This is a genomic window from Pseudonocardia terrae (genome assembly GCF_021343995.1).
Lineage (GTDB): Bacteria > Actinomycetota > Actinomycetes > Mycobacteriales > Pseudonocardiaceae > Pseudonocardia > Pseudonocardia terrae.
In genome coordinates this window covers 1-20593 of record NZ_JAJTTE010000037.1, presented here as the reverse complement: position 1 = coordinate 20593, position 20593 = coordinate 1, and the positions used below count along the sequence as shown (strand labels likewise).

Annotated in this window: 18 protein-coding genes; 12 read left to right on the top strand and 6 right to left on the bottom strand. The window is 74.4% G+C overall.

The window, feature by feature from the left end; all coding sequences use genetic code 11:
- Positions 1–93: 93 nt before the first annotated feature.
- Positions 94–2763, top strand: a complete 2670-nt coding sequence (locus LWC33_RS36215) for an Hsp70 family protein (RefSeq protein ID WP_233306526.1) — start codon at positions 94–96, stop codon at positions 2761–2763.
- Positions 2764–3046: 283 nt separating this feature from the next.
- On the opposite strand, the gene LWC33_RS23040 is transcribed toward LWC33_RS36215, so the two are convergent.
- Positions 3047–3214 carry a hypothetical protein gene (locus LWC33_RS23040; protein ID WP_233306525.1) on the bottom strand — a complete coding sequence of 56 codons (168 nt, stop codon included), beginning with the start codon at positions 3212–3214 and terminating at the stop codon, positions 3047–3049.
- Between the two features lie 630 nt (positions 3215–3844).
- On the opposite strand from LWC33_RS23040, the gene LWC33_RS23035 reads away from it, so the two are divergent.
- The 5 genes from LWC33_RS23035 to LWC33_RS23015 are packed head-to-tail and all read left to right on the top strand — an operon-like array spanning position 3845 to position 11109.
- Positions 3845–5260, top strand: coding sequence for a cytochrome ubiquinol oxidase subunit I (locus LWC33_RS23035; protein WP_233306524.1), 1416 nt, complete (start codon positions 3845–3847; stop codon positions 5258–5260).
- Between the two features lie 9 nt (positions 5261–5269).
- Complete coding sequence (gene cydB, locus LWC33_RS23030) at positions 5270–6286, top strand: cytochrome d ubiquinol oxidase subunit II (RefSeq protein WP_233306523.1); 1017 nt, start codon at positions 5270–5272, stop codon at positions 6284–6286.
- The gene (gene cydD / locus LWC33_RS23025) at positions 6283–7983 is read left to right on the top strand and encodes a thiol reductant ABC exporter subunit CydD (protein ID WP_233306522.1); all 1701 of its coding nucleotides are present in this window, start codon (positions 6283–6285) and stop codon (positions 7981–7983) included. The genes cydB and cydD overlap by 4 nt, the downstream gene beginning before the upstream one ends.
- Positions 7980–9746: a thiol reductant ABC exporter subunit CydC gene (gene cydC, locus LWC33_RS23020; protein WP_233306521.1), complete on the top strand. Its 1767-nt coding sequence runs from the start codon at positions 7980–7982 to the stop codon at positions 9744–9746. Before cydD ends, cydC begins: the two co-directional genes overlap by 4 nt.
- Positions 9747–9759: 13 nt before the next feature.
- A complete protein-coding gene (locus tag LWC33_RS23015) occupies positions 9760–11109 on the top strand; it encodes a GH39 family glycosyl hydrolase (RefSeq protein ID WP_233306520.1) in 1350 nt (449 codons plus the stop codon).
- A 90-nt stretch (positions 11110–11199) separates the two neighbouring features.
- Here the strand turns inward: LWC33_RS23015 and LWC33_RS23010 are convergent, their stop codons facing one another.
- Both LWC33_RS23010 and fabG read right to left on the bottom strand, forming a co-directional pair.
- Positions 11200–12012, bottom strand: a complete 813-nt coding sequence (locus LWC33_RS23010) for a PaaI family thioesterase (protein ID WP_233306519.1) — start codon at positions 12010–12012, stop codon at positions 11200–11202.
- Between the two features lies 1 nt (position 12013).
- Positions 12014–12775, bottom strand: a complete 762-nt coding sequence (fabG, locus tag LWC33_RS23005) for a 3-oxoacyl-ACP reductase FabG (RefSeq protein ID WP_233306518.1) — start codon at positions 12773–12775, stop codon at positions 12014–12016.
- 199 nt (positions 12776–12974) lie between these two features.
- Between fabG and LWC33_RS23000 the strand changes: the two genes are divergently transcribed.
- The gene (locus LWC33_RS23000; RefSeq protein WP_233306517.1) at positions 12975–13736 is read left to right on the top strand and encodes an SDR family NAD(P)-dependent oxidoreductase; all 762 of its coding nucleotides are present in this window, start codon (positions 12975–12977) and stop codon (positions 13734–13736) included.
- A gap of 17 nt (positions 13737–13753) precedes the next feature.
- Positions 13754–14116, top strand: a complete 363-nt coding sequence (locus LWC33_RS22995) for a VOC family protein (RefSeq protein WP_233306516.1) — start codon at positions 13754–13756, stop codon at positions 14114–14116.
- A gap of 74 nt (positions 14117–14190) precedes the next feature.
- Here LWC33_RS22995 and LWC33_RS22990 read toward each other — a convergent pair whose 3' ends face one another.
- The gene (locus LWC33_RS22990) at positions 14191–15786 is read right to left on the bottom strand and encodes a Na+/H+ antiporter (RefSeq protein WP_233306515.1); all 1596 of its coding nucleotides are present in this window, start codon (positions 15784–15786) and stop codon (positions 14191–14193) included.
- A 42-nt stretch (positions 15787–15828) separates the two neighbouring features.
- Here LWC33_RS22990 and LWC33_RS22985 point away from each other — a divergent pair, with 42 nt between their 5' ends.
- From LWC33_RS22985 to LWC33_RS22975, 3 genes are read left to right on the top strand one after another with little or no spacing between them, the layout of a single operon-like run.
- On the top strand, positions 15829–16362 hold the full coding sequence (locus LWC33_RS22985; protein ID WP_233306514.1) for a YbhB/YbcL family Raf kinase inhibitor-like protein: 534 nt from the start codon (positions 15829–15831) through the stop codon (positions 16360–16362).
- A 51-nt stretch (positions 16363–16413) separates the two neighbouring features.
- On the top strand, positions 16414–16995 hold the full coding sequence (locus tag LWC33_RS22980) for a hemerythrin domain-containing protein (RefSeq protein WP_233306513.1): 582 nt from the start codon (positions 16414–16416) through the stop codon (positions 16993–16995).
- 38 nt (positions 16996–17033) lie between these two features.
- Entirely contained in the window at positions 17034–17864 is an 831-nt protein-coding gene (locus tag LWC33_RS22975) for a family 1 encapsulin nanocompartment shell protein (protein WP_233306512.1), read from the top strand.
- 66 nt (positions 17865–17930) lie between these two features.
- On the opposite strand, the gene LWC33_RS22970 is transcribed toward LWC33_RS22975, so the two are convergent.
- Both LWC33_RS22970 and LWC33_RS22965 read right to left on the bottom strand, forming a co-directional pair.
- Positions 17931–18911: a hypothetical protein gene (locus LWC33_RS22970; protein WP_233306511.1), complete on the bottom strand. Its 981-nt coding sequence runs from the start codon at positions 18909–18911 to the stop codon at positions 17931–17933.
- Positions 18908–19534: a hypothetical protein gene (locus LWC33_RS22965; RefSeq protein WP_233306510.1), complete on the bottom strand. Its 627-nt coding sequence runs from the start codon at positions 19532–19534 to the stop codon at positions 18908–18910. Before LWC33_RS22965 ends, LWC33_RS22970 begins: the two co-directional genes overlap by 4 nt.
- A 169-nt stretch (positions 19535–19703) precedes the next feature.
- Between LWC33_RS22965 and LWC33_RS22960 the strand changes: the two genes are divergently transcribed.
- Positions 19704–20593 (top strand): hypothetical protein (locus tag LWC33_RS22960; RefSeq protein ID WP_233306509.1); only part of this gene is annotated, 890 nt, incomplete at its 3' end.

The window sequence follows — 20593 nt, the reverse complement described above, 5'->3', positions numbered from 1 at the left end:
CACTACTCATGACGGGCGCGGCGGTGGCCGGGAGGTTGGCCGGGCGGGAGGCCTCGGGCCGTCCGCCGCCCCTGGACGCGTGGAGGAGGCCCGGTGGGTTACAGCCTCGGAATCGACCTCGGCACCACCTACACGGCCGCGGCCGTCGACCGCCGGGGCGCCGTCGAGATGGCCACGCTCGGCGACCGTACCGCGGCGATCCCCTCGGTCGTGCTCATGCGCAGCGACGGCCCGGTGCTCACCGGGGACGCCGCGAACCGCCGGGCGATGATGGAGCCCGACCGGGTCGCCCGCGAGTTCAAGCGCCGGCTCGGCGACCCCACGCCGCTCGTCCTCGGCGGCGCGCCGCACTCGGTCGCCTCCGTGCTGGCCTCGCTGTTGCACGCAGTCGTGGACAAGGTCGCCGACCGGGAGGGCGGGCCGGCCGAGCACGTGGTCCTGACGCACCCGGCGAACTGGGGGCCCTACAAGCTCGAGCTGTTCGGGTCCGTGCCGCGGATCGCCGAGGTCGAGCACGTGACGCTGACGACCGAACCGGAGGCCGCCGCGGCCCACTACGCGACGAACGAGCGTGTGCCCGACGGGGCGATCATCGCCGTGTACGACTTCGGCGGCGGGACCTTCGACGCGACGGTGCTGCGGCACCGCGGCGGCTCCGGCTTCGAGACGCTCGGCGTGCCCGAGGGCGTGGAGGGCCTGGGCGGGATCGACTTCGACGAGGCGGTGTTCGCGTTCGTCGACCGGACCCTCGACGGGGCGGTGACGTCCCTCGACCACGGGGATCGGCAGACGGCGTCGGCGCTGCTCAGGCTGCGGCAGGAGTGCGTCCTGGCGAAGGAGACGCTCTCGTTCGACATCGAGACGATCATCCCGGTGCTGCTGCCGGGCCTGCAGACCGAGGTCCGGCTCACCCGCGCCGAGCTCGAGGAGATGATGCGGCCGTCGATCGAGGCGACCGTCCGTGCGCTCCATCGGGCGCTGCGGACCGCGAAGGTCGAGCCGGAGGACCTTCACGCCGTCCTCCTCGTCGGCGGCTCGTCGCGCATCCCGCTGGTGTCGCAGATGGTGTCGGAGGCGCTGGGCCGGCCCACCGCCGTGGACGCCCACCCCAAGCACGTCGTCGCGCTCGGTGCGGCGGCCCTCGCCGGGGCGTACGAGGAGCCCTCCGGCAACGGGATCGGGGCTGCGGAGACGACGGCCGATCCGCGTTCCGGCGGAGACGTGGCGATGGCCGACGGCGCGCCTGCCGCGTCCGGCGGGGGGGCACCGCCTGGGGGGACCGCTGTCGGCGGCGTGGCGGCGGGGCTGGTCGCTGCCTCCGCCGCGAGCACCGCCGAAGCTCCGCCGTCCGGACCTCCGGCGGAGGCTCCGCCGGCGCCCGCGCAGCCGCCCGTGCCGCCGGCCGCGGCACCCGCCGCGGTCCCGGCGAGCGCCGCGCCGGTGCAACAGCCGGCCGCCCCCGAGGAGCCTCCCCCGGTCAGCCCTCCGTCCGAACCCGTGCGTCCCGCCCCGCTCACCGACCCGCGCGCGGCAGGCGGCGCGAGTCCGGGCGGCGCCGGTGGCGGTGCGGGTGCCGGTAGCGGCGTCGGTGGCGGTGTCGGGGCCGGGGTGGACGACGGGGGCACGGCGGTGACCGCGCCCCCCGACCTCCCGACGGGTCCACCGGCCGGTCCCCCGCCCCTCGCCGGCCCGGGGAGCGGCCGACCGCGCCGCCCGCTGAGGATCGTCCTCGCCGTCGTGGCCGTCGTCGTGGTGCTCGCCGGCGCGGGGATCGGCGTGTACCTGTTCCGCGGCGGCGGGTCGTCGCCGGCCACCTCGACCCCGCCCGGCGTCACCGCGAGCATCCCGGATCCGACCGTGTCCGGGACCGTCCCGGTCGGGAAGAACCCGCAGGACGTCCTCCTGTCCCCCGACGGCCGCACCGCCTACGTCGTGAACAGCGGCTCCAACTCCATCTCCCTGGTCGACACCGGGACGAACGCGATCACCGCGACGGTCCCCGTGTCCAACGGACCCCCGCAGTTCGCCAGCATCAGCCCCGACGGCGCGCGGCTGTACGTGAGCGTCTACGACCCGGGGACCAGCGCCACCACCGCCGTCAACACCGTCGACGTGGTCGACACCGGGTCGCACTCGATCACGCACATCATCCCGGTCGGTCTGCACCCGTACGCCTCGGCGGTCTCCCCGGACGGCAACACCATCCTGGTGCCGAACCACGACTCGGCGGACATCTCCGTGATCGACTGGAGGACCCGGTCGGTGGTCGCGCGTATCCCGGTGAAACCCAACCCGCACTTCGTCGCCTTCACCAAGGACGGGTCGAAGGCGTTCGTCGCCGACCACGAGTCCAACGTCGTCTCGGTGCTCGACGTGCAGAGCCGCACCGTCACCGCCGTGATCCCGGTCGGCCGCAGCCCGCACAGCCTGGCCGTCTCGCCCGACCAGAGCAGCGTCTACGTCGTCGACTACGACCAGAACACGGTTTCGGTGATCGACGTCGCGAGCGAGAAGGTCACCGGCACGATCCCGGTGGGGGCGAACCCGCAGAGCGTCGTCTTCGCCCCCGACGGCCGACACGCCTACGTCGCGAACAACGGCGACGGCACCGTCTCCGTCATCGACACCGGCACCCGCGCGGTCGTCTCCACGGTGCAGGTCGGACGCAGCCCCACGACGATCGCCGTGGCGCCCGACGGGCGCACCGCCTACGTCACGAACTTCGACGACAACACGCTCTCGGTCCTCCGCACCGCCGCCTGATCCGTCGGCCGGCGCCGGGCGGGGCGCGGGCGGGGCGAGAGAGGGTCGGCGGATCCGTGCTCGGCGGGACGTCCGCCGGCTCGGCACACCCGCTGTGGCCTGGTCGCACACCCGACGAGGATGCACGTCTCGCCCGCCCGGGTCAGAGCCGGCACACCTCGTCGCGCCGTCCACATCCGGTCGACGGCGTGTGCGACGCACCGTCGAGGTGTGCGGCTGGGCCACGACGGCTGTGCCGGGCGCGGGTGGGTGTGGCAAGGCAGAAGTGGGTGCACCGCGGTCGTCACGGGGCGGCGGCGTCGAGTTCCTCTCCAGCCCGTTGCCCAGCCTCCACACCTCGCCCGGCCGGTCGCACCGGGGTGGTGGGGAGGGTGAGGGCGGGGGGCACCTCGGTGCCGAGCCGGGCGACGTTCTCGCAGGTCCGGGCGGTGTCGCCGGTGGTCTCGACCATCAGCGCGAGGGAGCGGGCGCCGGTGCGCCGGAGGGTCCGGTCCAGGCGGGCGCGGCAGAGGGCGGGTCGCCGACCGGGTGGAGGCGGCGTCCTGCGGGGTGCGGGGCGCGCCGTCGTGGCGCGTGTAGCCCGCGAGCCCCGGCCGGCGCCGGCGCGGCAGCGACTCCCGGACCTCGGCGTCTGCGAGGGCCGTGGTGTCGGCGACGTGGGCGAGGTGCGTGCTGATGTGCGCGACCTCGGGACCGCCCCGCTCGCGGTAGGCGCGGACGAACCGGGCCTTCTCCTCGTCGTCGGCGTGCATGCCGAGCAGCATCGGCAGCGCGCGGGAGGCGGCGAGCCCGATCCCGGTCCCGGACGTCACCGACCCCGCCTCCTCCGCGGCGACGGCCGCGGCGACCGTCCCGTCGAGGACGTCGGCGGCCGACCGGCCGGGGAAGCCGGGGGCGAGCAGGAACACCCCGACCCGGGGCCGCGCGCCGATCATGGTCCGGGACGGTAGCGGGCGCCGGCGCAGCCGGGGACGGCGGTGATCCGACACACCAGCCGGGTGGGCACCCCCGACCTTCTACGTGGTGTAGAAATGACCGCGGAACCTCTACAAGTCGTAGAAGTTCGGGAGGAGCCGCCGCCATGGCACTCGACCTGGCCCGTTGGCAGTTCGGGATCACGACGATCTACCACTTCCTGTTCGTCCCGCTGACGATCGGCCTGTCCGTGATCGTCGCCTCCCTGCAGACCGCGTGGCACCGGACCGGGCGCACGGAGTACCTGCGCGCCACCAAGTTCTTCGGGAAGCTCTTCCTGATCAACTTCGCGATGGGCGTCGTGACCGGGATCGTGCAGGAGTTCCAGTTCGGGATGAACTGGAGCGACTACTCGACCTTCGTCGGCGACGTCTTCGGCGCGCCGCTGGCCATGGAGGCACTCCTCGCGTTCTTCCTGGAGTCGACCTTCATCGGCCTGTGGATCTTCGGCTGGGACAAGCTCCCCCGCCGCATCCACCTGGCCTGCATCTGGGCCGCGGCGATCGGCACCAACCTGAGCGCCTACTTCATCCTCGCCGCCAACGCCTGGATGCGGCACCCCGTGGGCTTCGAGATCGACCCGGCCACCGGCCAGGCCCGGCTGACCAGCATCTGGGCCGTGCTGAGCAACGACCAGGCCTGGTCGACCTACCTGCACGTCGTGTCGGCCGCGTTCATCGCCGCCGGGCTGTTCGTCGCCGCCGTCAGCGCCTACAAGCTGCTCAAGAACAAGGACTCGCGCGAGCACGAGCTGTTCCGCAAGAGCATGCGGGCGGGCTTCGTGGTCACCGCGATCGCCGGCGTCGTCGTGTCGATCTCGGGCGACCACCAGGCCAAGCTCATGGCGCAGTACGAGCCGATGAAGCTGGCCAGCGCCGAGGCGTTGTGGGACGACGAGCACGCCGCCGGCTTCTCGATCTTCGCCGTCGGCGACATCCAGGACGGCCGCAACCACGTCAACGTCCAGGTCCCCGGCCTGCTGGCCTTCCTCGCCACCGGCGACTTCTCGGGCGACGTCCAGGGCATCAACGACATCCAGGATCGGCTGACCGCGGAGTTCGGCCCCGGCAGCTACATCCCGAACGTCGGGCTCCTGTACTGGGCCTTCCGCATGATGATGGGGCTCGGCCTGGCCGGCGTGGCGATCTCGCTCGTCGGCCTGTGGATGACGCGCGGGGGGAGGCTGTTCCCCTACCGATGGCAGTACGGCCTCGTCGTCGCCGCGCTGCCCGCCGCGCTGCTCGCGAACATCTTCGGCTGGATCCTCACCGAGATGGGCCGCCAGCCCTGGACGGTCGTCGGCGAGCTGCTCACCGCGAACAGCGTCAGCCCCGGCGTGAGCCTCACCGAGGTGGCGATCTCGCTGTCCGCCTTCACGCTGATCTACGCCGTGCTGGCCGTGGTCGAGTTCGGGTTGCTGCGGCGGTACGTGAAGGCGGGCACCGCGGCCGTCATGCCCTACCCCGAGGACGTCCCCGAACCCGAGAAGACCGACGAACGCGTCCCCGCGTTCGTCTACTAGGAGCGCACCATGGACCTCCCCCTGCTCTGGTTCGTCGCCATCGCCGTCCTGTGGACCGGCTACCTCGTCCTGGAGGGCTTCGACTTCGGCGTCGGCGCCCTGCTGCCGGTGCTGTCCCGGGACGACACCGACCGCCGCGTGATGATCAACTCGATCGGCCCGGTGTGGGACGGCAACGAGGTCTGGCTGATCACCGCCGTCGGGGCGACCTTCGCCGCCTTCCCGGCCTGGTACGCCTCGATGCTCAGCGGCTTCTACCTGCCGATGCTGCTGATCCTGCTGGCGCTGATCGGCCGCGGCGTGGCGTTCGAGTACCGCGGCAAGGTCGACTCGGTCGTCTGGCGGCGGCGCTGGGACGCGGTGATCGTCGCCGGCAGTGCGCTCCCGGCCTTCCTGTGGGGCCTGCTGTTCGCCAACCTCGTCCGCGGGCTGGCGATGGGCCCGGACCACGTCGTCACCACGAACGTCGTCGGGCTGTTCAACGCCTACGCGGTGCTCGGCGGGCTGCTCACCCTCGGCCTGTTCCTCCTGCACGGCGCGGTGTTCCTCAGCCTGAAGACCGACGGCCCGGTCCGGCTGCGCGCCCGGTCGTTCGCGGCCTGGTCGGCTCTGGTGGTGCTGCCGCTGCTGGTGGCGTTCGCCGGCTGGACCCAGGGGCGCAGTGGCGAGCCGTGGACGCTGCCCGTGGCGATCGTGTCGGTCGTCGCCCTCGCGCTGGGCGCGGGGCTGGTGCGGCGCGGGCGGGAGGGCTGGGCCTTCACCGCCACCGCGGTCGCCGTCGGCGCGCTGGCCGTGCTGATCTTCGGGTCGCTGTTCCCCGACGTCCTGCCCTCGACCACCGACCCGGCGAGCTCGCTGACGGTCGACAACGCCGCGTCGGCGCCCTACACGCTCACCGTGATGACCTGGGTGGCGGCGGTGTTCCTGCCGCTGGTCCTGGCCTACCAGGCGTGGAGCTACTGGGTCTTCCGCAAGCGGGTCACCCGCGCCCACATCAGGCCGGCGCACCAGGACACCACCCGATGAAACCCCTCGATCCCCGCCTGCTGCGCACGGCGAGCGCCGTCCGCACCCACCTGCTCGTCGCCACCGGGTGCGGCGCGGCCCTCACCGGGCTGATCCTGCTGCAGGCGTGGCTCGTGTCCCGCGTCGTCGCCCGCGCGACCGGCGGCGCGGGACTCGAGTCGACGGTCGGCTCCGCCTCCGCCGACCTCGCTCTGGCGATCGCGGCCGTCGCCGCGGTCGCGGTCGCCAGGGCCGGGCTCGCCCACGGCGCCGAGGCCGCCGCGCTGCGCAGCGCCGCCACGGCGAAGTCGCAGCTGCGGATGCGGCTCGTCCGGCACGTCACCGCCGGGGTTCCCCGGGACCGGGACGCCGGCGAGCTCGTCACGCTCGCCACCCGCGGCCTCGACGCGCTCGACGACTACTTCGCCCGCTACCTCCCCCAGCTCGTGCTGGCCGTGATGGTCCCGGTCGCCGTGCTCGCGGTGATCGCCGGCGCGGACTGGGTGTCGGCGGTCGTCGTCGCCGTGACCATCCCGCTGATCCCGCTGTTCATGGCCCTGGTCGGGATGCACACGCAGGCCCGGACGAACCGGCAGTGGGCGCTGCTGAACCGGCTCGGCGGACACTTCCTCGACGTCGTCGAGGGGCTGCCCACGCTCGCGCTGTTCCGGCGGGCCAAGGCCGAGGCGGCGCTGGTCCGGGAGGTCACCGACCAGCACCGCGAGGCCACCATGGGCACCCTCAAGGTGGCGTTCCTGTCCGCGTTCGTGCTCGAGGTGCTGGCCACGCTCGCCGTGGCGCTCGTCGCGGTCGAGATCGGCTTCCGGCTGCTCTACGGGCAGGTCGACCTGGAGACCGCACTGTTCGTGCTGATCCTCGCGCCCGAGGCGTACCTGCCCCTGCGCGAGGTCGGGGCCCGGTTCCACGCCAGCATGGAGGGCATCGCGGCGGCCCAGCAGGTCTTCACGGCGCTCGACGACCGGGCCGGCGTGATCGCGGCCGGCACGGGGGCCGTCCCCTCCGGCGACCTCCGCCTGCACGACGTGACGGTTCGCTACCCCGGCCGCGACCGGGCCGCCCTCGACGACCTCGACCTCACCCTGCCCGCGGGCCGGACCACGCTGGTCACCGGGCCGAGCGGGGCCGGCAAGTCGACGCTGCTCGGGCTGCTGCTGCGGTTCGTCGACCCGACCGCCGGCCGGATCACCGTCGGCGGTGACGACCTCGCCGCGGCCGACCCGGACGGCTGGCGTCGCGGCGTGGCCTGGGTCCCCCAGGACCCGCACCTGTTCGACGACACCGTCGCCGGCAACATCCGACTCGGCGAGCCCGACGCCCCGATGGCGGCCGTGCGCCGGGCGGCGTCCCTGGCCGAGCTCGACGACGTCGTGGCCGGTCTGCCCGCCGGGTTCGCCACCCGGCTCGGCGAGCGCGGCGCCCGGCTGTCGGCCGGCCAACGGCAGCGGGTCGCCCTGGCCCGCGCCTTCCTGCGGGCCGAACGCTCGCCCGTGTCGCCGCTGGTGCTGCTCGACGAGCCGACCGCCCACCTCGACCCGGACAACGCGGCCGCGGTGCGCCGCGCCGTCGGGCGCCTGGTCGAGGGCCGGACCGCGGTGATCGTGACACACGACCCGGCGTGGGCCGACGAGCTGCCGGGCGACGCGCAGCTGGCTCGGCTGGAGGCGCCCGCCCTGGTGGCAGGGGGTCTCCGGCGATGAACGGCACGGCCCACCCGGACGGCCTGGTCCGGATGCTGGCGCTCGCGCGGCCACGCGGCGGCCGGTTCGCGCTCGGCGTGGTGCTCGGGGCCGCGGCGACCGCCGCCGGCGTCGGGCTGCTCTCGCTCGCCGCGTGGCTGATCGCGACCGCGGCGACCCACCCGGGGGTCACGGCGCTGAGCGTGGCCGTGGTGCTCACCCGCGCGCTCGGCGTCACCCGCGGGGTGGCCCGCTACCTCGAGCGCCTGGTCACCCACGACGCGGCGCTGCGCACCCTCGCCGACGCCCGCGACCGGGTCTACGCCCGGCTCGCGGCGACCGAGCCGGTCCGCCGCTTCCGCTCGGGCGACCTGGTCTCGCGGCTGGTCAGCGACACCGACGCCACCCAGGACCTACTGGTCCGCGGCCTGACCCCGCCCCTGGCCGCGCTGCTCGTCGGCGGCGGGGTGGTCGCGCTGTCGACCGCGCTGCTCACCGAGGGCGGGCTGCTGCTGGCGGCCGGCCTGGTGCTCGCCGGCGTGGCCGTGCCGCTGCTCGCCGCGCGCGCCGGGCGCGGGCCCGGCCGCCGGGCCACCGTCGCCCGGGCCGAGCTGTCGACCGCACTCGTCGACGCACTGCAGGGCGCCCCGGACCTCGTCGCCTACGGGGCGATGGACCGGGCCGTGGCGCGGGTCGAGGCGGCCGACGCCGACCTCACCCGGACCGCCCGGCGCGACGCCCGCCTGCTCGGCCTCGGCGCCGGCGCGACCGCGCTGCTGGCCGGCCTCACGCTGTGGGGCTCGTTGCTCCTCGGCGTCGCGGCGGTGACCGCGGGCCGGCTCGAGCCGATCCCGCTGGCCGTGCTGGTGCTCACCGCGCTGGCGGCCTTCGAGATCGTGGCGCCGCTGCCCGCGGCGGCGGCCCGGCTCGGGGCGGTGCGGGCGAGCGGCGAGCGGCTCTTCGGCGTGCTCGACACGCCGCCGCAGGTCCGCCCCGCGGCGGACGAGCCGGTCCCGGCGGGCCCCGCCGACCTGCGCATCCGTGACCTCACCGTCCGCTACGACGGCCCCCTGGTGCTCGACGGCCTGGACCTCGACGTCCCGGCCGGGGCCCACGTCGCCGTCGTCGGGCCGAGCGGGGCGGGCAAGAGCACGCTGGCCGCAGTCCTGTTCCGCTTCCAGGACGCCGAGGGCGGCGCGGTGCGGCTGGGCGACGCGGACCTGCTCCACCGCTCCCCCGACGCCGTCCGCGGCGTGGTGAGCGGGGTGCCGCAGGACCCGCACGTCTTCGACAGCACCGTCCGGGAGAACCTGCGCCTGGCCCGCCCCGCGGCGACCGACGACGAACTGCTCGACGTCCTCGCCCGCGTGCGCCTCGACCTGGACCTCGACGACCCCGTGGGGATCCGCGGCAGCCGGCTCTCGGGCGGCATGCGCCAGCGTCTCGCGCTGGCCCGCGCGCTGCTGACCGACCCCGCGCTCCTCGTCCTCGACGAGCCGACCGCGCACCTCGACCCGGACACCCGCGACGCCGTCCTCGACGACCTGCTCGACGCCGCGGTGGGCCGAGCCACCCTGCTGATCACCCACGACCTGGCCGGGTTGGAGCGGATGGACCACGTCTACGTCGTCCGGGACGGACGGGTGGCCGAGCACGGCACCCTGGCCGAGCTGCGCGCGACCGACGGGTGGCTGTCGGGCCGGCAGAAGGGACAGCCGTCGGGGCAGCCGTCGGGGCTGCTGTCGGACAGGGGCGCTCTCAGCCCCGCCACAGCCGGGCGCTGACACCCTCCGGGCCGTGCGTCTCCGCCGATGCCTTCCCGTCCTCGCCGCCCTGGCGGCCGGCCTGCTCGTGCTGACCGGCTGCTCGTCCACCACCCTGCCCGCGACCGGTCCGGACACCGACCGGTCCGCGGCCGGGCTCGACCTCGGGCAGGGCTGGGACTGGACGCCCCAGGGCGCCCCGCTCGACCTCGGCGTGACGCACACCCAGGACAGCCTCGACGACCACGACCCGGCCGAGGCCAACGCCCGCGGCGAGGCGATCCTCAAGGACTCGGCGGTGTGGCAGAACGTGCACCTCATGGGCTTCGGCACGCTCAACCCCGAACCCGCGCCCGGCCGGTACGACTGGTCGACGCTGGATGCGCGCATGGACCTGGCGAAGCGCTCCGGGGCCCGCACGGTCCTCACCGCCTGCTGCTCGCCGGACTGGATGAAGGGCGGCGTCGCCGGGCAGACCGACTGGGACAAGCTCGAGGTGGCGCCGCTGCCGCAGGACTTCCAGGCCTACGCCGACCTCGTGGCGCAGACCGTGCAGCGCTACCCGCAGATCGAGCGGGTCGTGGTGTGGAACGAGCTCAAGGGCTTCTTCGACATGACGAAGAACCGCTGGGACTACGAGGGCTACACCGCGCTCTACAACGCCGTCTACACCGCGGTGAAGGCTGTCCGGCCGGACGTCCAGGTCGGCGGGCCCTACCCCGTCATGATCAGCCTGCCGGCGGACGACCCGAACGCCTCGGACGCCCTGAAGGGCAGCTGGGGCGCCGTCGACCAGCGGATCCTCGACGTGCTCAAGTACTGGGAGGCGAACAAGGCCGGCGCCGACTTCCTGGCCGTCGACGGCGGGACGGCCCAGCGCGACGGCACGATCAGCGGCCGGCTCGACGACGCCGCCCTGAAGTTCTCCGACGTCACCCGGTACCTGCGGAACACCAGCCCGCTGCCCGTCTGGTGGACCGAGTTCTACTCCGAGGTGCCCGACGGCGCGACGGGTGCCGCCGACAGCCAGGCCAGCGCCGCGTCGACGCTCGCCTCGCTGGCCGCGTTCGCCCGGTCCGGGGTGTCGGTCGCGCTGCTGTGGGGTCCCCAGGGCAGCTCGCTGCCCTACTCCGCGCTCTGGACCGACGCCACCGAGGCCGACGGTGGGCAACCGACCCCGCTCACACGGGCGTGGGAGTGGCTGGTCCCGCGGCTCGCGCAGGGGAACGTGGAGCTCGGGACCGCGCAGGACGCCCCGCTGATCGCCTTCCGGGCGCCCGACGGCTCCGCGGTGGTGGTGAACGTGTCCGACAAGGAGGTGCCGGTCGCCGGGCAGCAGCCGCTGGCGCCCTACGCGATCGGGTTCCGCACCGCCGCGACCTGACCGCCGGACTGCGGCCGCCGTCCCGCGGCGGCCGCAGTCGTGCCGGGCGTGGGGCCCGGCGTGCGCTCGGTGTGGCGCTGACCGTGCTGGTCAGCGCACCCGGCGGGTGACCGTGGCGGTGGTGGCCAGCTTGCCGGTGGGGCCCCAGGCCTCCACCTCGACCACCCCGAAGGACCGGCCGGCGTGCAGCACCCGGGTGCGGAACTGCGTGGTGCCGGCGACCGGCGAGGGCCGCAGGTAGCAGATCCGCATCGACCCGGTGACCAGCGGCCGCTCCGGTGGGCCGGGCAGCGCCGCCGCCGCGGCCACCTCCGAGGCGGTCAGCATGATCCCGCCGTGGATCGTGTCCAGCTCGTTGGCCAGCGCCGCCACGCCCGGCACCGACAGGACCACGGGGTCGCCGGAGATCTCGCCGCCCAGCAGCCCGACGACCGAGCCCGCCGGCGGCACCCGCACCTCCGGGACCACCGCGTCGACGTCCGGCACCCCCGACGTGAACTTGCCCCACTCGGTCGCGACGCCGAGCAGCGTGCCGTCCGCGGCCAGCACCCGGCCCTGCGAGAGCGAACCCTCGGCGTCGGCCGCGACCGCCCGGGCCTCGACGGTCACGGGGGAACCGTCGAGCGGGACCGGCGCGACGAGGTCGGCGGCCAGCTCGGTGGTCACCGCCCAGCCGTCGACCGGCCGGGGCAGCAGCATGGCCTGCCCCAGCACGGCGTCGAGCAGCACGCCCAGCGCCCCGGCGGACGGCCGGCCGTCCGGGCCGACCATCCACGGGGCGGTGGGCATGGTCGCGCGGACCAGCCCGGTGTCGTCGACCTCGATCGGGCCCATCCCGACGAGGCGGTCCGGCCCGAGGGGCGCCGTCAGCAGGACCGGCGCCACCATCAGATCGACCGACACGTCAGGCCTTCGGGCCGCCGGCGACGTAGATGACCTGGCCCGAGACGAAGCTCGAGCGCTCGTCGACGAAGAACGACACGGTCTGCGCGATGTCCTCGACCGCGCCGGGGCGCTGCACCGGGATCTCCTTGGCGCGGGCCGCCTTGAACTCCTCCCAGTCCACGCCGAGGCGCTCGGCGGTGGCCTTGGTCATCTCGCTGGCGATGAACCCGGGGGCGATGCAGTTGACCGTGACGCCGAACTTGCCCAGCTCGATCGCGAGGGTCTTGGTGAAGCCCTGCAGGCCGGCCTTCGCGGTGGAGTAGTTCGCCTGGCCACGGTTACCCAGCGCCGAGGTCGACGACAGGTTGACGATGCGGCCCCAGCCGGCGTCGACCATGTGCTTCTGCACGGCCCTGGCCATGAGGAACGAGCCCTTGAGGTGCACGCCCATGACCGAGTCCCAGTCGCCCTCGGACATCTTGAACAGCAGGTTGTCCCGGGTGATGCCGGCGTTGTTGATCAGGACGGTCGGCGCGCCGAGCTCCTCGGCGATCCGCGCCACGGCGGCCTCGACGGCCGCGGCGTCGGACACGTCGGCGCCGACGGCGATGGCCGTGCCGCCGGCGGAGACGATGGCGTCGACGGTGGTCTTCGCGGCCGCCTCCTCGAGGTCGATCACCGCGACCTTGAACCCGTCCTCTGCCAGGCGCTGTGCGGTGGCCGCACCGATCCCCCGCGCCGCTCCCGTGACGATCGCGACGCGCTGCTGGGACTCCGCCATGTCTTCGTCTCCTTCGACTTCGCTGGACTTGCTGGACTCGCTCGACTTGCTCGACTCGCGCTGACGTACCGGCCGTGCGAACGACCGATCGTTTCGGTCCGATCCTCGCACCGGGCTCCCCACAGGGCGCAACCCGCTGTCGCCCGCGCCACGTCTCCGTTCGTTCCTGAGTTGGTGCGACTGCATTAAGGTCCCGCCCATGACGGTACTTCAGCGGTTCTCGCTCGAGGGCAAGGTGGCCATCGTGACGGGCGCGTCGTCGGGGCTCGGCGTCGCGTTCGCGAAGGCGCTGGCGGAGGCGGGCGCCGACGTCGTGCTGGGCGCGCGCCGCGCCGACCGGCTCGACGGCACGCGGAAGATGGTCGAGGACCTCGGCCGGCGGGCGGTCGCGGTGACCACGGACGTCGCACGCCAGCCCGACTGCCAGAACCTCGTCGACACCGCGATGGCCGAGCTCGGTCGCGTCGACGTCCTGGTCAACAACGCCGGCATCGGCACCGCCGTGCCCGCCACCCGGGAGTCCGTCGAGGAGTTCACGCAGGTCATCGACGTGAACCTGAACGGATGCTACTGGATGGCGCAGGCCTGCGGGCGGGTCATGCAGCCGGGCAGCAGCATCGTGAACATCTCCAGCATCCTCGGGATCACCACCGCGAACCTGCCGCAGGCGGCCTACGCGGCCAGCAAGGCGGGCCTCATCGGGCTCACCCGCGACCTCGCCCAGCAGTGGGGCGGGCGCAAGGGCATCCGGGTCAACGCGCTGGCGCCGGGCTTCTTCGAGTCCGAGATGACCGACCAGTACAAGCCGGGCTACCTGGACTCGATGATGGCCCGGGTCCCGTTGGGGCGGAAGGGCGACCCGGAGGAGCTGGCCGCCGCGCTGGTCTTCCTGGCGGGCGCGGCGGGCGGGTACGTCACCGGCCAGACGATCGCCGTCGACGGCGGCATCACGATCACCTGACCGGCTACGGTCCCCTCGTGAGCGACCCCGCGAAGACCCCCGTGAAGATCGGCAACGTCCTGCACCCCGTGGCCGACGTCGACGCCGCCGTGCGCTTCTACGCCGACACGTTCGGCCTGGCCACGAAGTTCGTCGACGGCGACCGCTACGCCGCCCTCGACGCCGGCGGCACCACGCTGGCCCTGGCCGGCCCGGCCGTGGACGTCACCGGAGGGGTGCCGGCCGCGTCGTTCAAGGTCCCGGACGTGGCCGCCGCGCTCGCCGCCCTGGTGCAGGGCGGCGGGTCCGTGGTCCGGGAGCCCGAGCAGGGCCCGCACGAGGTCCGGGCCGTGGCCCGCGACCCGTGGGGCAACACCGTGGTGGTCTACGGGCCCCGCTGAGCGGAGCGTGCGGAGCGAACATCGGCGCTGAGCGGAGCGTGCGGAGCGAACATCGGCGCTGAGCGGAGCGCGAATCAGTCGAGGAGGACGGTCCGGAGGTCGAGCCGGCGCAGCACCCGGTCGACGGCCTCCGGGTCGACCCCCGGCTCGCGGCGTGCCGCGAGCACCTCGGCGCGGGCGGCGGCGAGCGCGTCGGCCTCGATGGCCTGCAGGACGTCCCGGCGGTCCCGGATCGCGCGGAGCCGCTGGCGCTCGTCCTCGGACAGCGACTCGCCCGAGAGAACGGCGTCCAGCCGGCTCATCCGCTGCCGGATGGCGGCCTCGACCTCCTCCGGCAGCTCGTCGGACCGGTCGACCTCCCCGATCCGCGCCGCCATGCGGTTCAGCGCGGCCCGCTGCGCCCGGCGGGTCACGATCTTCTCCGCGCGCTCCTCGGCGTCGGCCCGCTCGGCCACGCCCAGGGACTTGACCAGCGTGGGCAGGGTGAACCCGGGCAGCAGCAGCGTCACCAGCAGCACCGACACGGCGATGAGGGTGATCTCGGCCCGGGCCGGGAACGGCGCGCCGGACGCGACAGTCACCGGCAGCGAGAGCGCCAGGGCCAGGGTTGCGAGCCCGCGCATGCCGCACCAGGCGAGCACCACGGCCTCCCGGCCCGTGCGGGGCGCGGCGGACGCGTCGGAGGAGTGCCGGACGGTCAGCCAGGCGACCGTCATCCACAGCGCCCGCACCCCGACGACCGCGAGGCAGACCAGCGCGGCGTGGCCCAGCATCCGCGGCAGGGCCGCGCCCACGTCCTCCACCACCCCCCGCAGGTCCAGCCCGATCAGCCCGAACGCCACGCCGGTGACCAGCAGCTCGACGACGTCCCAGAACGAGCGCTGGACCAAGCGTTCGGCGGCCTCGTCGGCGTCGCCGAGCCGGCGCAGCTGCAGCGCGACGACCACCACCGCCACCACGCCCGACGCGTGCACCTCCTCCGCGGCGAGGTAGACGGCGAACGGCAGGATCAGGGTCAGGGCGCTGCGGCCGATCGTGTCGGTGACCCGGGACAGCACCATCCGCGCCAGCCAGGCCACGACCAGCCCGATGAGCACGGCCGCGGCCGCGCCGAGCAGGAAGGACAGCGCGAGGCCGCCGAGCGACAGCTCGTCGCCCTGCACGGTGGCCAGCACCGCCGCCTGGAACACGACGAGCGCCGTGGCGTCGTTGAACAGTCCCTCGCTCTGCAGCACCGCGAGCAGCCGCCGCGGGATCCGCACCGGACCGGCCACGGCCTCCACCGCGACCGGGTCCGGCGGGGCGACCATCGCGCCGAGCGCCACCGCGGCCGTGAGCGTGATCCCCGGGACGAGCAGGACCGTCAGCCCGCTCACCACCACGATCGTGACCACGACGAGCGCGATCGCCAGCAGCGCGATGGACCGCCACCGGGCGCGGAACAGCGACCAGGAGGTGCGCTGCGCCGTCGCGAACAGCAGCGGCGGCAGGAACAGCGGCAGGATCAGGTCCGGGTCCAGCTCGAAGGTGTCCGGCAGGCCGGGCGTCAGCGCGACGAGGGCGCCGAGCACCACCATCAGCGCGGGCCACGGGAGCCGCAGCCGGTCCCCGACCCCCACCAGCAGCACCGCGCCGAGCATCAGGCCGACGATGAGCAGCAGGTTCTCCACCGGGGAAGCTTCGCAGCCCGATCGGTGCCATGATCGGGGGCCATGAGCCACGACCCCTACAGCGAGCTCCCGCAGCTCCCCACGTTCACGGTGACCAGCGACGACGTCGCGGACGGCGGCACCCTGGCCACGCCGCACCTGTCGGGCCTCATGGGCGCGGGCGGCGAGGACCGCTCGCCGCAGCTGTCCTGGAGCGGCTTCCCCGAGGGGACGAAGTCGTTCGCGGTGACCTGCTACGACCCGGACGCCCCGACCGCGTCGGGCTTCTGGCACTGGGCCGTCGCCGACATCCCCGCGTCGGTCACCGAGCTGCCCGCCGGCGCCGGCGACGAGAACGCGTCGTCGCTGCCCGGGGGCGCCGTGGTGCTGGCCAACGACGCCGGGATGAAGCGCTTCGTCGGCGCCGCCCCGCCGCCCGGGCACGGCCCGCACCGCTACATCTTCGTGGTGCACGCCGTCGACGTGGAGAGCCTCGGCCTGCCCGAGGGCGCCACCCCGGCCTTCCTCGGGTTCAACCTGTTCAGCCACGCCATCGCGCGCGCGACCCTCACCGCGACGCACGAGAACACCGGCTGAGCCGGGGGTCAGAACGGGCGCGGCTGGGCCGTACGGCAGTACGGTCCGGCCGTGCCCGACATCACCCAGCTCATCCTCGACGACCACGAGTGGTTCCGCCGCCGCTTCGCGGAGCTCGACGACCTGCGCGCCCAGGGTGCCGAGCCGACGGCACTGCGGGCGGTCTGGCGCCCGCTCGCGGACCTGCTCGACGTCCACGCCGAGGCCGAGGAGCAGATCTTCTACCCGCAGCTGCTGCGGAAGGGCGAGAACGACCCGCAGGAGGAGACGCTCGACGCCATCGGCGACCACAACGACATCCGCGACGGCGTGCGCGAGGCGGACCGCAACCCGGTCGGCAGCGCGGGCTGGTGGGCCGGCGTCGACCAGGCCCGCGAGGCCAACGACGAGCACATGGGCGAGGAGGAGAACGAGGGTCTCCCCGACTTCCGGCTCAACGCGCCGTCCGGGCTGCGCGACGCCCTCGGCCGGCAGTTCACCGAGTTCAAGGAGCGGCACCCGGACGGGCGCGGCATCGAGATCACCGACAAGGACCCCGAGGAGTACGTGGAGACCATCGAGCGGGAGATCCACCCGCCGTCGGACTTCTCCGGCGACGTCTCGCTCGGCATCGGCGGCCTGCGCGGACGCTGACCCCGACCCCACGCCCTCCCCACCACAAGGAGCACCACGTGACCGGACCCTCCGACCATCTCCTCAGGGCGAACGCGCCCGTCCCCACCGAGGCCTGGAAGGCGATCGACGACGAGGCCCGCGAGCGGCTCACCCCGCTGCTGGCCGCGCGCAAGGTGGTCGACTTCGTCGGCAGCGGCGGCTGGCAGCACTCCGCGCGCAGCCTGGGCCGCACGACCGGGCTCGCGGGCCCGCCGCCGGGCGTCGAGAGCAGCGCCGGGGTGAGCGCCCGCGTCCGGCGGGTCCTCCCGCTCGCCGAGGTCCGGGTGCCGTTCACGGTCTCCCGCGCGGAGATCGACGACATCCAGCGCGGCGCCCCCGACCCCGAGTTCGAGGACCTCGACCGTGCCGCCCGGGTGGCCGCCGAGATCGAGAACCGGGCCGTGTTCCACGGCTGGCCGGCCGCGCTCGTGGAGGGCATCGCCCAGGTCGCGCCGTACGAGTCGCTCGCCCTGGGCGCGGACTGCCTCACGTGGCCGGGCGTGGTGGCGCGCGGGGTGGACACCCTGCGCCGCAACGGCATCGGAGGGCCCTACTCGCTGGCGGTCGGGCCGGACCTCTACACCAAGATCGTCGAGACCACGGAGCACGGCGGCTACCTGCTCTTCGACCACCTCAAGCGGATCCTCGGCGGCTCGGTGATCTGGACGGCCGGGGTCGACGGGGCGGTCCTGGTGAGCGAGCGCGGCGGGGACTTCGCGCTCGACGTCGGGCAGGACCTCGCCATCGGCTACTCCCACCACGACGCCGACTCGGTGGGCCTCTACCTCGAGGAGAGCTTCACGTTCCAGGTCGTCGAACCGGACGCGGCGTTCGTGCTGACCCTCTGATCCCCGAACACGACGAAGGGGCCGCGGGTGGTCCGCGGCCCCTCCGTCGTGGTGGTGCGACGCCCGTCAGATCGTGAGCAGGCGGTCGAAGAAGCTCCGGTAGCGGCCCAGGGCCAGCCGGAGGTCCTCGGTCGAGGCGGACTCGTTGTTCAGGTCGCGCTCCAGCTCGCTGCGCTGCCGCTTGAACAGCGCCTCCAGCTCGTCGAGCACCTCGCCGACCAGGACGTTGGCGTCGCGGACGGCCCCACGGGGCTCGTCGACGAAGCTCGCCTTCAGCGACTCCCAGCGGCGCAGGTACTCGGCGGAGCGGTCCTGCGGCACGAGGGTCGCGTGGCCGGAGGAGTCGGTCTCCTGGGTCGCCGCGCCCATCGACTCGGCGCGGGAGCGGCCGGTGTCGTGGGTGTCGTGACGCCGGTCGGGCTGCTGGTCGTGCCGGCCGGCCTCGCGGAGGCCGCTGCCGCCCTCGTCCCCGGGCATCCGCTCGTCCGGGACGCCGGAGCCGTGCGTGGCGGTGCGGTGGGCCCCGTGGGTGTCGTGCCCCATGTCCCCGCCCGTGTCCACGCCCGTGTCCCCGCCCATGTCCCTGCCACGGTCGCGGTCCGTGTCACGCGGGGTGGCGGTGTCGGTGCCGCCGCCGCGCAGGTCGACGGTGCGTGCGCCCTCGTCGCTGCGGACGTCGCGGTGCCCGGTGCCCCCGGCGTCGCGGGCGCGGAGGCCGTCGTCCGGCTCGTCGCCCGGACCCAGGTCGCCGCGGCCGCGGTCCTGCGGCAGATGGTCGTCGTGCCCGCGGGGAGACGGCACGCCGCCGACCTCGCCGGTGTCGTACTCGCGCTCACGGGTGCCCACCCCGCCACGGTCCTGGTGGCCTGCGCCGTGACCGCCGTGCTGACCCGGCTCCCGGCCCAGCACCTTGTCGAGGAAGCTGCGGTCGTCGTGGTCGTGGCCCTTGCCGTCGGTGCCGTCGCCGGTTCGCGGGTCGCGCTCGTCCATCGGTCGCTCACCTCGTGTGTCGTCGGTGCGTCGCTCGTGGCCCACGTGCTCGCTCATGCGCTCGTCTCCTTCCGGCGGCTGTCGTGGGAACCGGCGGCATCGCCGCCGGACCGGCCGTCGTGCTGCCCGTCGTGGTGCCGGTCGCCGCCCAGCAGGGCCTGCACCAGCTCGCGGTAGGAGGTCACGGCGCCGCGCAGCTCCTCGGTGTCGGCGCGGTGCTCCCGGTTCGCCTGGGCGATCCGGCGCGCCTCGCGGTAGCGCTGCACCACCACGGGGTGCTCGACGGAGACGTCCGCCGCCCGCTGCTCGAAGTCGTCGACCGGGTAGCCGCGGGCGGACATCAGCTCGTCCACCAGCGCGTCGGCACGGTCGACGGCGTGGTCGGGGTCGTCGACGAACTCCGCCTGGACCGCCGTCCAGCGGCGCTCGAACGTCTCCCGCTCACGGTCGTCGAGGGTGCGCAGGCTCAGCCCGCGGTGGCGCTTCTCACGCTCCGCCAGGGCGCGCTCGGTCTCGGCCGGGTCGTTCGTCTCCGCCAGGTGGCGGTCGTACTCGGGGCCGAAGCGCTCCTTCAGGCGCCGGCTCTTGCGGCGCCCGTTCATCGACCATGCGAATGCGGCGAGCGCCAGCAGCGCGATCACCACCACGACGATCACTACGATGACTGCGGTGCTGCTCATGGACGTCGGGTGCCCACTGAGGACCTGTCACAATCCGTGAGTACCGGATTGATCTGTGACCGATGCCACACTGAATCGAGTGAGCATGAACCGCTCTGCTCCGGATGCCCACAACGGCTCGGCCGGACCGCCTGCAGCGGACTCCGGCAGCACGTCCACCGGTGCGCCCGTGGACACCGAGGAACGGGTCGAGGCCGCCGCCGACGAGCTCTACGGCGTGGCCCCGGACGACTTCGTCCCCGTGCGCGACGAGTTGGTCGCCGAGGCCAAGGAGGCCGGCGACAAGGAGGCCGCGAAGGCGATCGGCCGGTTTCGGCGGCCCACGCAGGCGGCCTGGCTGGCCAACCTGCTCGCCCGGGAACGCGGCGACCAGCTCGACGCCCTGCTCGACCTGGCCGAGGAGCTGTCCTCCGCCCAGCGGACCCTCGACGGCGTCCAGCTGCGTCACCTGTCCGCGCAGCGCTCGAAGCTGGTGGGGGCGATGGCCCGGGAGGCGCGGCGGCTGGCCGCCGAGGACGGGCACCGGGTCACCGAGTCCGTCGAGAAGGACCTGCGCGGCATCCTCGAGGCAGCCCTCGCGGACGAGGAGGTCGCCGACGAGGTGCGGTCCGGGCGGTTGACCCGCACGGTGAGCTGGTCGGGCTTCGGGTTCGGCGGTGAGACGAGCGTCGGCACCGGGACCCGGAAGCCCCGAGACCGGGACGCGGACGGCGCCCGGCGCCGCCGGCCCGTCAGCCGCCCGGCGCGCCGGCCTTCGCGCGAGCGGGCGGAAGCGGAGGACGCCGAGACGACCGAGACGACCGGGGCGGCCGAGACCGCCGAGGACACCGGCGCCGCCGAGCGCGCCGAGCGCCAGCGCCGGGAGCGGGAGGAGCGCGAACGGCGGGAACGGGAGCGGGCCGAGGCCCGGGAGGCCGTCGACGAGGCCCGCCGGGCCGCCGACGCCGCCGACGACGCCCTCGAGGACGCCGCGACCGCGCTCCGGGACGCCGAGTCCGACCGCGACGACGCCACCGCCCGCGTCGAGGAGCTCACCGCCGAGCTGGAGCGGGCGCGGGA

What these genes read in the sequence shown, in the direction of transcription:
- LWC33_RS23040 (WP_233306525.1), bottom strand. Translation starts at nt 3,214, where the DNA reads ATGGTCGAGACCACCGGCGACACCGCCCGGACCTGCGAGAACGTCGCC.
- LWC33_RS23035 (WP_233306524.1), top strand. Translation starts at nt 3,845, where the DNA reads ATGGCACTCGACCTGGCCCGTTGGCAGTTCGGGATCACGACGATCTAC.
- cydB (WP_233306523.1), top strand. Translation starts at nt 5,270, where the DNA reads ATGGACCTCCCCCTGCTCTGGTTCGTCGCCATCGCCGTCCTGTGGACC.
- cydD (WP_233306522.1), top strand. Translation starts at nt 6,283, where the DNA reads ATGAAACCCCTCGATCCCCGCCTGCTGCGCACGGCGAGCGCCGTCCGC.
- cydC (WP_233306521.1), top strand. Translation starts at nt 7,980, where the DNA reads ATGAACGGCACGGCCCACCCGGACGGCCTGGTCCGGATGCTGGCGCTC.
- fabG (WP_233306518.1), bottom strand. Translation starts at nt 12,775, where the DNA reads ATGGCGGAGTCCCAGCAGCGCGTCGCGATCGTCACGGGAGCGGCGCGG.
- LWC33_RS23000 (WP_233306517.1), top strand. Translation starts at nt 12,975, where the DNA reads ATGACGGTACTTCAGCGGTTCTCGCTCGAGGGCAAGGTGGCCATCGTG.
- LWC33_RS22985 (WP_233306514.1), top strand. Translation starts at nt 15,829, where the DNA reads ATGAGCCACGACCCCTACAGCGAGCTCCCGCAGCTCCCCACGTTCACG.
- LWC33_RS22970 (WP_233306511.1), bottom strand. Translation starts at nt 18,911, where the DNA reads ATGAGCGAGCACGTGGGCCACGAGCGACGCACCGACGACACACGAGGT.
- LWC33_RS22965 (WP_233306510.1), bottom strand. Translation starts at nt 19,534, where the DNA reads ATGAGCAGCACCGCAGTCATCGTAGTGATCGTCGTGGTGGTGATCGCG.